This window comes from Staphylococcus sp. OJ82, from assembly GCF_000294465.1.
Classification (GTDB): domain Bacteria; phylum Bacillota; class Bacilli; order Staphylococcales; family Staphylococcaceae; genus Staphylococcus; species Staphylococcus equorum.
In genome coordinates, this window is sequence record NZ_ALPU01000003.1 from 64596 (window position 1) to 76527 (window position 11932).

An 11932-nucleotide genomic window follows, 5' to 3' on the forward strand; every position below is an offset into this window, starting at 1 on the left:
TTAGGAGGTTTTATCAAAAATGAAAAAATCGTATGATTATATCATTATTGGTGGTGGCAGTGCCGGTTCGGTACTTGGTGGCCGTTTAAGTGAAGATGCATCTAAAGATGTACTTGTATTAGAAGCTGGACGTAGTGACTATTCTTGGGATTTATTAATTCAAATGCCAGCAGCATTAATGTATCCAGCAGGGAATAAACTATATGACTGGATTTATGAAACAAATGCAGAACCACATATGGGTGGACGTAAAGTTGGACATGCGCGTGGTAAAGTATTAGGTGGTTCAAGTTCCATTAACGGTATGATTTACCAACGTGGTAACCCAATGGATTATGAAAAATGGGCACAACCAAAAGGCATGGAATCATGGGATTATGCGCATTGTTTACCATACTTTAAACGTTTGGAAACAACATTTGGTTCTACTAAAGATGATCAGTATCGTGGTCACCACGGTCCAATTAAATTAAGACGTGGACCTGCTAAAAACCCGTTATTCCAAGCGTTTTTCAATGCTGGTGTTGACGCTGGTTATAATAAAACACCAGACGTTAATGGTTTCCGTCAAGAAGGATTTGGTCCTTTTGATAGCCAAGTGCATAACGGTAGACGTGTTTCAGCATCAAGAGCTTACTTACATCCAGCTATGAAACGTAAAAACTTAGACGTGCAAACACGTGCGTTTGTAACTAAATTAAATTTTGAAGGTAATAAAGTAACTGGTGTAACATTCAAGAAGAATGGTAAAGAACATACAGTGAATGCGAAAGAAGTTATTTTATCTGGTGGCGCAATTAACTCTCCACAATTATTACAATTATCTGGTATTGGTGATACAGAACACCTACGTTCAGTTGGTGTTGAACCTCGTCTACATTTACCAGGTGTTGGGGAAAACTTTGAAGACCATTTAGAAGTATACGTGCAACATGCATGTAAACAACCCGTTTCAATGCAACCTAGCCTTAACAAATTGAAAATGCCATTCATTGGCTTACAATGGATTTTAGGTCGTAAAGGTGCAGCAGCATCTAACCACTTCGAAGGTGGCGGATTTGTACGTTCAAATGATGATGTAGATTATCCAAACTTAATGTTCCACTTCTTGCCAATCGCGGTAAGATACGATGGTACGAAAGCACCACATGCTCATGGTTACCAAGTACACGTAGGACCAATGTATTCTAACTCTCGTGGTTACTTGAAGATTAAGTCTAAAGATCCATTTGAAAAACCAGATTTCGTATTTAATTACTTATCTACAGAAGAAGATAAACGTGAATGGGTTGAAGCAATCAAAGTAGCTAGAAACATCTTGTCTCAAAAATCATTAGATCCATTTAATGGTGGAGAAATTTCTCCAGGACCTGAAGTACAAACAGATGAAGAAATCATTGAATGGGTAAAACGTGACGGCGAAACTGCATTACACCCATCATGTAGCTGTAGAATGGGACCAGCATCAGACGAAATGTCAGTTGTTGATCCTGAAACATTCAAAGTACATGGTATGGAAAACTTACGTGTTGTAGATGCATCTGTAATGCCACGTACTACAAACGGAAATATCCACTCACCTGTATTAATGATGGCAGAAAAAGCATCAGACATTATCCGTGGTAAAAAACCTATGGAACCAGAATATATCGATTTCTATCGTCATGGTGTACATGACAAAGATGCAGGAACAGTAAAATAAAAGAAATGAACAAATATATAATTTGAAATAACAACTGGTGAAGTCATAAATTCAATGATTTTCACCAGTTTCTTATTATTTGTAGGTGTTAAAGTGATACTATTTTAGAGTTGGAAATGGCAAAGTGAACAATTGCTACAATAGTAAAAAAGACTTTGATATTGATTAAATAGAAGTAGAGCGATTGTTAAAAAGGTTAATATAAAAACGATTAACTTTCCAAGTGCTTCGATTTAGGAAAGGAGTATTATGGCTTATTTATATTTAGTGATTGCTATTATTACTGAAGTAACAGGAACCGTTTCACTCAAGGCTTCTGAAGGCTTTAGTAAATTATACCCAAGTTTATCAGCAACTGTCTCATTTATTATTTGCTTTTATTTTTTTAGTTTAGCTATGAAATATCTACCATTAGGCTTAAGTTATGCCACTTGGGCTGGTTTGGGATTAATATTGAGTACAGTACTCGCAGTTGTTTTATTTAATGAAAATCTAAATCTCACAGGTATTATAGCAATCGTGTTTATACTCATAGGTATTGTATTGTTGAATACGATAGGTGTTTCAAAATAAGGAAGTATAGATTTGAATAACATCCTAGATAAGTATAGATATTTTCACTGTCACCAAAAATGTATGATTTTTTGGTTGGCAGTTTTTTTATGTTTTTCATAAATTTATAATGTGCATAATATATAAATTTTTATTTGAAGTTGTAATATGTGTTTTTATGATGGGAATAAGGCTATTATAAATATAAGTTGATATAACAAATTTAAAGATGTGGGGTGTGGCAGGATGGAAAATATTAAAGTACAAATGATGAGAACCCAGTTAGACGACATACCACAGTATGATGTGCCTAAAGGTTTTGTCATTAGGAAATTCCGTAAAGGCGATGAAAAATTATGGGCTTATATAGAAACGCTAGCAGGTGAGTTTACAACTGAGGAAATGGCATTAGAGAGGTTTAATAAAGAATTTGGGAATCATGTAACAGAGATGGAACAACGTTGTATCTTCATTGAAAATGAACAGCGAGAAGTTGTGGGTACGACAACTGCGTGGTATGGCTATTTAGGTGATGATACTCAAATGATGGGGAGGATTCATTGGGTGGGTATTATACCACCATATCAAGGAAAAAAGTTATCTAAACCATTACTTAGTGCAGCCATGAATATTTTAGCGTTATATCATGATAAAGCTTATTTAACTTCACAAACGATTAGTTATAAAGCCATCAATATGTATCTTGAGTTTGGTTTTAAACCTGTACAATTAGATGATAATTATCACAAAGCTTGGCAGTTATTAGCTCAAAAATTAAATGAAAATAGGGGCGGAAATAAGCAATCAAAATTTGAAATTTGATTGCTTATTTCCGCCCCACAAGGCTAATTTAAAATGGAATACAAGAGCTGAAACATTTATCTAAGAACTACTTGTCTTGTCGACCAGTAATTAAATCAGAAATTGCTTTAGACGATTTACCATCTTCTAATGAACAAAAATCATTATAGAAAGTGTCGATTTTATCTTTGTAATCTACTTTTACTTGGTCTAAATTTTTCAAATCATCAGCTAATTTATAAGCATCTTGATAAATTGGACCTGGTAAATCTTTATGATAATCAAGATAGAAACCACGTAAATCTTGACCATATTTATCTAAATCATAAGCGAAAAAGAATTGCGGTCTTTTTAGTACGCCGTAATCAAACATGACTGATGAATAATCCGTGATTAAACAATCTGAAATTAAGTATAATTCAGAGATGTCACTGTAATTTGAAACATCAATTGCAAACTCTTCATAACCCCTTAAATCAAGAGCATTAGAAATTAAGTAATGCATTCTTAATAAAATTACATATTCATCACCTAATTGCTCATGTAAGTTATCTAAGTCAATTTTCAAATCAAACAAGTATTTACCTTTTTTAACAAATTCGTCATCTCTCCATGTAGGAGCATACATAATTACTTTCTTATCTTCGGGTAAATTTAAATTTTCTTTGATTTCTTGAAGATATGCTTCGTCTTGTGAGCGATTAACTAAAACGTCATTTCTAGGATAACCAATTTCGAGAATTTGTTCTGGACTCATCCAGAACGCTGTTTCAAATATTTTTGATGAATAAGCATTTGGTGAAACGAGATAATCCCAACGATTTGTTTCTTCTCTGAAATTGCGTTTATAACGATCTGTTGTTGTTCCAGACATACGAATGACCTTCATATCGTTTGCTAAGCGTTTTAATGGTGTACCATGCCAAGTTTGGATATAGACTTGGTTAGGTTTTTTATTTAGAAACAGTGGGAGCCTAGCATTTGATACCCAGTATTTTGCTCTAGAATAAGCATCGTAGTATGCTTTAGAATTCTTTCTAACTTTTTTTGCAGGCCCTGGTATTTGTACGCTGTTAGGCTTTTTTAATACCCATATAAATTCATAATTTGGATGATGTTTCATCATATATTCATAAACATATTTAGGACTATCGCTGTAATTTTTACCACCAAAAGCTTCAAATACGATTGTTTTTGGATTTACTTTATCTTCAGAATCAGTTAATTGATAAAGCGCACGATGTTTATTTTTTCTACGTAAAACAACATTTTTAGCTAATCTAGCTTTATTTCTAAACTGATTAATTTTAAATGCTGATTTTCTCTTATTAAACATAAGCATGAGCGCTTCTGCGATAAATAAAGGTTTTTCATTTTTGAAAATTGTAGGAAATAGTTTTCTCGTTACGCTTGGTAATAACTCACTATTTTGTTCGTATCTTTCAGGTGTTTTTCTTAATGAAGGTTCAAACGAATATTTAAATAAACTTTTCATTTTATTTTTTATGAAACGCTTGTTTTCCTTTAAAGGCGCACGTTGAATAGAATCTGAAAAACTATAAACATAATCATTGAAGACAATACCGAAATCTTGCTTAGATAATCTTGGTTTTAAGAATGGGTCGTAAACTTCGCCTTTGATATAAAATGGGAAGCGACTCACACGTACAAAACCATTTGAATATTTTATAAAATCTAATATGAATGACCAGTCAATAAAGACATCTAATCCTTCATTGAACTGTAGATTATGCCCACGTGCGATAGCGGTTTTAAAGACAATATTACACGCTGAATTTTTGCGTAAAAATTGATTTGATTTAGTTTTTGTATCTAAATATTCCACACGCACTAAGTCTTGGTCTATATATTGTGGTATATCCAGTGTAAATGAATGTATTGGTGAAATAAGTGCATCAAATTGATTTATTTTTTTCATATAAAATGCAAGTGCATAAGAAGCTAAATAATCATCTGAATCAATGAATATAAAATATGGTGCATCTACTTCTTGCATGGCAATATTTCTTGCATGTGCATGACCTGTATTTTGTTGTAAATCAATTTCTTTTATTGGTATATCCCAATTTGCAATACTTTGTGTTGCAATTGTTTTTGAATTATCAGTTGAACCATCATTAACTAAAATTAACTCGAAATCTTGAAATCTTTGTTTTTTAAGACTAGTTAAACAACTTTCTATATAGTCTTCTGAGTTGTAATAAGTCACTATGACAGATATGGACTTCATTATTTATTCCCTCTTTTTTTAAAATTTTCTCTTTATATTTTGATATAAGGTAGAATATATCGAACTTTTTATAATATTTTCGGCTATTGATAATAGCTTTGTAAGTTATTTAAATGCTCTATTAAGAAACAATGGTAATCAATCATCAGATGATCTGTTGATTGTAAAGCATCCATTGTATCATGTACAGTATTCACTATAAAAAAATAGGTCTTTGTATATTGCAAAAACCTTCTTGATAATATAGTGAAGTCGCCTGTAATTAATGTTATATAGATAAAGTCACTATCCTATTTTACTATAAAAATTCAATATATACAGTAGTTAAGAAGAATTATATTGATATTAAATTTTTTGAATAACAAAGTTTTTATTTTGCAAAGCCTTGAAATTAAATTATTTTGATTTAGGGTATTGTCAAAGTAATAAAAATTATTTGAATTGTAAAGTGATATAACAATGATTGTAAGTATTTACAAAGCAAGTGTGTTGCAGAAAGGGTGCGTAATGATGACAATTAGAAAAGCAAACCAAGAAGAGTTGAAAATAATCAATGAAACGATACCGACTGTATTTAAAGAAGCAATAACAGCAGAATTTGACTTATCAGATCATGCGATGAGATCAGCGTCAAAACAATTAATCAATGAAGGTGCTGAGTATTATGTATTAATAGAAGAAGGACACATGAAAGGTTTCGTGCTTATAGATGACAAGACAGATTATTTTATTCAAGAAGAGTATGGCTTTATATATGAGTTGTATGTATTTGATGAATATAGAAGACACGGGGTCGCTGAAGAATTAATACAATTTGTCGGCGAGTATTTTAAAGCGAAAAATATCAAAGAAGTAAGGTTGAATGTTTTTGCGAATAACTTTGCTAAAAAATTATACGAAAAAATGGGTTTCTGTGATAGAAATATAACAATGTCTATGCAAATAACAGATTAGAGTAATTTACGATTTTGCACTCGTGAAGTTTAAGTGGATGAATTGCATTTAATTAAAAAGAGTATAATAGATTTTTTGGAAAAGCGTATCCTTATATTAATTTTTTGATGAAGTATTGTTAATGATTATTTAAGTTCTCGTTGGTATTCATTTCATTCTCAAACAGATGATTTGTAAATTGAAATAAATTGAGTATAATTTGTTTTTGTTAAAAATAGTTAAGGAGAAATGAATAATGATTAATAACGACTTTGAAGATATAGTAATGAATAGAAAATCTGTAAAACTTTTTGATGAGCAAGTCAAAATATCAACCTCAGAGATGGATGAAATGATTCAAAAAGCAACAAAGGCACCATCATCAGTCAATATGCAACCATGGCGCTTTTTAGTTGTAGAGAGTGAAGAAGGTAAAGATAAATTACGCCCGCTTATACGCTTTAATACACGTCAAAATGATTCTTCGTCCGCAATGGTAGTTATCTTTGGGGATATGCAAAGTCATGAATACGGTGAGGAAATCTATAATAACGCTGTCAAGCAAGGATTAATGCCCGAAGATGTGAAAGATGAATTACTTGGGAAAGTATTACCTTTCTATAGAAGTTTAGAAAAAACTGAAATGAACGATATTATAAAAATTGATAGTAGTCTAGCTGCTATGCAATTCATGTTAGTTGCCAGAGCTTATGGTTATGATACGAATCCAATAGGTGGATTTGAAAGTGATCAAATAGCCGCAGCCTTTGATATCGATTCAGAACGTTATGAACCTGTTATGATTATAGCAATAGGAAAAGCAAAAAATCCTGCTCATGGTTCATACCGTTTACCAGCAGAAACAATTACTAAGCACGTATAATATTATAAGCTGAATCCAATTGGGGCTGAGACATAAATATCCCATTCTCAAATTAAAAGCAGCAATCTATTAGTTTCTAATGGATTGCTGCTTTTCTATGTTAAAATATTCCGATTTTGAAAGCGCATGCTTGCCTGGGGTATGGGAGTGGGACAGAAATCTAATTTTTCTAATAAGATTTCGTCGTCCCACCCCGGCAAAGATGACTAGAAGTGAAACAAGCTTAATATTATACGCGCTTTCACTTCAGTCATCTACTGACAATATAGCAATAGAGTTGAGATATTATTTGTTTTACAGACTCATACTATTCCCCTAGGCGTCAGCGCTTTACAAAATCGGCACAATTATATAAATTCATACAAAAAACAAGCCACTTTCGTATAATAAAGTTACTCTAACATAACTTTAAAACGAGGTGTCTTATGTATAAAACTTATAATATGACTCAGCTAACACTACCAATGGAAACTGAAATTTTGATTCCTAACAATGATATCGCACATGCAGTTAATCAAATTGTTGAAACAATTCTAGAAACAGAATTCTACGAATTCAATCACTATGAAGAACTCATACAAACAGAGATTTTACCTAAGCTCTTATTATATTGTTAAGGAAGTTTGAGTATATTGTAAATCCTCTATAATATTTTGAGATATTTAATTATAATAGAATTAATATATGTAAAGTGAAACTTATTTGAAATGGTCAAAGGGGGGAAGCTATGTGGAAATATAGAATAATGATGACAATGTTATTTACTGTTTTTATATTTTTTAGTGGATTATGCTTGCATGACCAAAAGCAATTAGTAGATAAAGTTTCATTTTATGCAGTTGGAGATAATTTAATTCATCCAGTAGTTTATCAGGATGCGTTACAAGTTGATGGTAATTTCGACTTTAAACCTATGTATGAATACTTAGAAAAAGATATTGAATCTGCAGATATTTCTTATATAAATCAAGAATCACCAATTGGTGGAGATGAAAAAGGATTTTCAGGCTTCAAACAATTTAATACGCCGACGGATATAGCGGATGATATCGTTGATGTGGGATTTGACATTGTTAACGGTTCGAATAACCATACGCTTGATCAAGGAACCGATGGATTGCGGAATGAGATAAATTTGTGGAAACAATTTGACGATATCTTATATACTGGCGCGTTTAATTCACAAAAAGCGAGAGATCATATACCTGTTGTTGAGAGAAATGGAATCAAAGTTGCAATATTAAGTTATACATATGGCACAAATGATATTTCTCCTGAAAAACCGTATCATATCAATTATTTTGATGAAGCTCAGATTAAAAAAGATGTAGCGAAAGCTAAAACACAAAGTGATGCGATTATTGTGTCGGCACATTGGGGAAGTGAAGGCAAACATGAACCAACGCGTAAACAGAATAAATATGCTGAAGTATTTGCAAATGCAGGCGTAGATGTTGTAATTGGGACACATCCTCACGTCATTCAACCTATAGAATGGGTAAAAGGAAAAGATAATCATAAGACGCTAGTAGCTTATTCCCTGGGAAATTTTTTGAATGGGCAAAGTACAGGTGATGAAAGTAATGTATTAGGAGGTAATATTCGTTTTAATATTGAGAAATTGCCCAAGGGCGTAACGATTAAAAATGTTAAATGGCAGTCTTTAATTACGCATTATGAAATAGCCAATCCACTTGATGACAACACACGACATAGTTTTAAAATGTATCCACTTAAAAGATACGATGATAAGTTAGCAAAACGCCACGCACTAAGCTATGATGACGAAAATGATGTTACAAAACAACGTTTAGAAACAATTACTAAAGATGTCATCGATAAACAATATTTAACTCCGAATAGTTATTAATATAGTCTGTTAAAAATATTTAATGATTAGAGGGATCTTCCAAAAAATTGGAAATCCCTCTTTTTTTATTAGTAAAACTATTATTTACTTTTTAGTGTATGACTTTTTTAGCTAAATCAGTGATGTATTTGAAGAAAGCGTCATGTTCAACGTGATCTACTAGTGAAATAGGTCTACCATTCACATCGTCAATATACGTTTGTCCTTGGCTAGCTCCTTCAGTATGTACAGACACATTCACACTGTGTTGTTGAACAAGTTCAGGCATGCCAACGTAAGCTGTTGTTAATACGTCCCATAAGAAGTAAGTGGAATTCGTTTGGAAGTGTGTTAATGGTGGGACAGCAGCATAGCTTACACCTAAGAAGTCTACACCAGGATAATGACGTTCGTTTGCCCATGCTTGTCTAACATCCCATGTCATAGGTACTTGATTCGTGCTTTCTAAAGCTACCATTTCTATTTTGATATTCGTATCAAATACAATTTGCACAGCTTCGGGATCCCAAAAAGCATTCCATTCAGCTGTTCCATCATGTTCAGGTTCTTCAACGTTACCTTTATCTAAAAATGTACCCCCCATCCATACAAGGCAATCGATATTCTGAACAATAGTAGGCTCTACTGTGATAGCTTTGGCTAAATCTGTTAAGGGACCTGTAAAAAGTAAAGTGACTTTTTGGGACGGAGCTTGTAATTTATCTATAATATCTTGGTAGGCAGGCTGCTTTAATAATAAAGAGTGTTGGTTTGATGGTTCATTTAAAATAGGTAACGCATCCATAAAAAATGCGTGCATACGCCAATCTTTTGGAAAAGGATGTTTACCGCGCTCTTTTGAAGCGGCAACATGTATTGGTTGGTCAGAGAAGCGGTTAATTATTTTTTGAGATGCACTTACTGCTGGTTCGATATAACTATCTGCACCAATTGCGCTTACACCAATAAGCTCTATATCATCCATTTGTATTAATAGAAATAATGAAATGAGATCATCTACACCACCATCATGGTTAAAGTAAATTTGTTTCATAATTTGAATGCCTCCATATGTTCATTTTATGAGGCTATTATACCAAAGAAAACAATATGTAGCGTTCTGAAAAATTAATTTAAGAATGATTTTTGGGGTGTAAAAAGTATTTATATAACATAATGTGATTTAAAATAAACTGTTTTTGTTTAATTGAATTAATTTTAAAATCCATAAAGTCCAATGTTATGGGAATTATAATGAATATAGAGATTAAAGTAGGTCACTGTATCGCTTTGATATATAAGTAATTATGCATTTTAAATGTAAAATACAAGGAACATTAAATCTAAATTGTTTAAAAATTTGTACACAGGTTATGTTATGTTATATTGATAGACAAAAATTAAGGGGTGTTTTTTTTGTGAAGTTTAAAAAAGAAAAAGTTAATAGGGTAGATTCCGATCAAGCTAAAAAAAGTGTAGTTGCCACAGGTATTGGTAACGCAATTGAGTGGTTTGACTTCGGGTTATATGCGCAATTAGCGGTAGTTATAAGTGCCAATTTCTTTGGTAATTTACCGCAAGAGATGCAAATTGTATCTACATTTGCTGTATTTGCTTTTGCATTTATAGTACGACCGATTGGTGGTATCTTCTTCAGTCATATAGGGGACAAATATGGACGGAAAGTTGTATTATCATCAACAATATTACTTATGGCAGCTTCAACATTGATGCTTGGGTTACTACCAACGCAAGATCAAATCGGTATATGGGCGCCAATTCTATTACTTGTAGTACGTATGATTCAGTCATTTTCAACTGGTGGAGAGTACGCTGGTGCGATGACCTACATAGCAGAATCATCGCCAGATAAAGCACGTGGTAAGTTAGGTAGTGGATTAGAAATTGGTACACTCGCAGGTAGTATTATGGCGGCGGCCCTAGCTGGTTTGATGTATGCATTGTTAAGCGATCAACAAATGGCAGACTGGGGTTGGAGAATTCCATTTATCCTTGCTGCGCCATTAGGTATCGTAGGTATCTTCTTGCGTACAGGATTAGACGAAAGTCCTGCTTATGAATCGACATTAGAAGAACAAGAAGAATTAGAATATTCTTATTTAGATATATTTAAATATTATTGGAAAGATATCATCGTTTGTTTCGCAGGTGTCGCATTCTTAAATGTGGCTAATTACATGGTGTTATCCTTTATGCCATCGTACTTAAACTCAACCATTAACTTAGGGGGCACTATGAGTTCTATACTGAGTACGGTCACGATGTTAGTGATGATACCAGCTGTATTTTTCTTTGGTTGGTATAGTGATAAAGTTGGTAATAAGAATACAATTTTATTTGGTTTAATTGGCTTTAGTTTATTCTCTGTGCTTGCCTTCTGGCTCATGAGTATTCCAATGATACCAGTTGTTATCTTAGGATTATTTATCATCGCACTATTCATGTCAACATTTGAAGGCGTAATGCCATCGGTGTTACCAAGTATGTTCCATACAAAAGTGAGATTACGTACCTTGTCACTTGTTTATAATATTGGTGCTGCAATATTTGGTGGTTTAACACCGTTTATTTTATCAATGTTAGTACAAACGACAGGTCAAGAAATTTCACCTTCATATTATTTGATGTTTATTAACGTCATCGGACTTATCATTTTCTTAACAATGTTTAAATCAACATCAAACAAATCATTGAGAGGAAATTATCCAAACGTTGAAAATCAAGAAGAATATGAAGACGTAATTCAAAATCCTAAAGATGCACTTTGGTGGGAAGATGAAGTTAAAAAAGATTAATAAGGTGAATTATAAGAGACGCAATGCTTATTTATGAGCATTGCGTCTTTTTATATGATGAATCTTTAAAAGTGAGTTGTAATAATTTGTGCAATCGTCAATTAAGCACAATACATTGCACTTAATTAAATAATATCATCAGTAT

9 protein-coding genes and 1 pseudogene are annotated in these 11932 nt (G+C 32.7%); 8 read left to right on the forward strand and 2 right to left on the reverse strand.

Annotated elements, in window-relative coordinates; all coding sequences use genetic code 11:
• The first annotated feature begins 19 nt into the window (after positions 1 to 19).
• From betA to SOJ_RS02620, 3 genes are all read left to right on the forward strand, one after another.
• On the forward strand, positions 20 to 1702 hold the full coding sequence (gene betA / locus SOJ_RS02610; protein WP_002506527.1) for a choline dehydrogenase: 1683 nt from the start codon (positions 20 to 22) through the stop codon (positions 1700 to 1702).
• 249 nt (positions 1703 to 1951) lie between these two features.
• Positions 1952 to 2275 carry a DMT family transporter gene (locus SOJ_RS02615; RefSeq protein WP_002506528.1) on the forward strand — a complete coding sequence of 108 codons (324 nt, stop codon included), beginning with the start codon at positions 1952 to 1954 and terminating at the stop codon, positions 2273 to 2275.
• 225 nt (positions 2276 to 2500) lie between these two features.
• A complete protein-coding gene (locus SOJ_RS02620; protein WP_002506529.1) occupies positions 2501 to 3076 on the forward strand; it encodes a GNAT family N-acetyltransferase in 576 nt (191 codons plus the stop codon).
• 67 nt (positions 3077 to 3143) lie between these two features.
• Here SOJ_RS02620 and SOJ_RS14160 read toward each other — a convergent pair whose 3' ends face one another.
• Complete coding sequence (locus SOJ_RS14160; protein WP_002506530.1) at positions 3144 to 5306, reverse strand: bifunctional glycosyltransferase/CDP-glycerol:glycerophosphate glycerophosphotransferase; 2163 nt, start codon at positions 5304 to 5306, stop codon at positions 3144 to 3146.
• A gap of 510 nt (positions 5307 to 5816) precedes the next feature.
• On the opposite strand from SOJ_RS14160, the gene SOJ_RS02630 reads away from it, so the two are divergent.
• The 4 genes and pseudogenes from SOJ_RS02630 to SOJ_RS02645 all read left to right on the forward strand — a co-directional run bounded on the left by SOJ_RS02630 (position 5817) and on the right by SOJ_RS02645 (position 8992).
• Positions 5817 to 6260 carry a GNAT family N-acetyltransferase gene (locus tag SOJ_RS02630; protein WP_002506532.1) on the forward strand — a complete coding sequence of 148 codons (444 nt, stop codon included), beginning with the start codon at positions 5817 to 5819 and terminating at the stop codon, positions 6258 to 6260.
• 235 nt (positions 6261 to 6495) lie between these two features.
• Positions 6496 to 7122 (forward strand): nitroreductase family protein, encoded by a 627-nt coding sequence (locus SOJ_RS02635; protein WP_002506533.1) that lies wholly within the window; start codon positions 6496 to 6498, stop codon positions 7120 to 7122.
• A 425-nt stretch (positions 7123 to 7547) separates the two neighbouring features.
• Positions 7548 to 7730, forward strand: a pseudogene (locus SOJ_RS02640) (IS5/IS1182 family transposase); the annotation flags it as partial.
• A gap of 119 nt (positions 7731 to 7849) precedes the next feature.
• A complete protein-coding gene (locus SOJ_RS02645) occupies positions 7850 to 8992 on the forward strand; it encodes a CapA family protein (RefSeq protein ID WP_002506535.1) in 1143 nt (380 codons plus the stop codon).
• Between the two features lie 91 nt (positions 8993 to 9083).
• Here the strand turns inward: SOJ_RS02645 and SOJ_RS02650 are convergent, their stop codons facing one another.
• Complete coding sequence (locus SOJ_RS02650) at positions 9084 to 10025, reverse strand: nucleoside hydrolase (RefSeq protein WP_002506536.1); 942 nt, start codon at positions 10023 to 10025, stop codon at positions 9084 to 9086.
• Between the two features lie 364 nt (positions 10026 to 10389).
• Between SOJ_RS02650 and SOJ_RS02655 the strand changes: the two genes are divergently transcribed.
• Positions 10390 to 11787 (forward strand): MFS transporter, encoded by a 1398-nt coding sequence (locus SOJ_RS02655; RefSeq protein ID WP_002506537.1) that lies wholly within the window; start codon positions 10390 to 10392, stop codon positions 11785 to 11787.
• Positions 11788 to 11932 lie beyond the last annotated feature (145 nt).

Coding starts and splice junctions, on each gene's coding strand:
- betA (WP_002506527.1), top strand. CDS start 20: ATGAAAAAATCGTATGATTATATCATTATTGGTGGTGGCAGTGCCGGT.
- SOJ_RS02615 (WP_002506528.1), top strand. CDS start 1,952: ATGGCTTATTTATATTTAGTGATTGCTATTATTACTGAAGTAACAGGA.
- SOJ_RS02620 (WP_002506529.1), top strand. CDS start 2,501: ATGGAAAATATTAAAGTACAAATGATGAGAACCCAGTTAGACGACATA.
- SOJ_RS14160 (WP_002506530.1), bottom strand. CDS start 5,306: ATGAAGTCCATATCTGTCATAGTGACTTATTACAACTCAGAAGACTAT.
- SOJ_RS02630 (WP_002506532.1), top strand. CDS start 5,817: ATGACAATTAGAAAAGCAAACCAAGAAGAGTTGAAAATAATCAATGAA.
- SOJ_RS02635 (WP_002506533.1), top strand. CDS start 6,496: ATGATTAATAACGACTTTGAAGATATAGTAATGAATAGAAAATCTGTA.
- SOJ_RS02645 (WP_002506535.1), top strand. CDS start 7,850: ATGTGGAAATATAGAATAATGATGACAATGTTATTTACTGTTTTTATA.
- SOJ_RS02650 (WP_002506536.1), bottom strand. CDS start 10,025: ATGAAACAAATTTACTTTAACCATGATGGTGGTGTAGATGATCTCATT.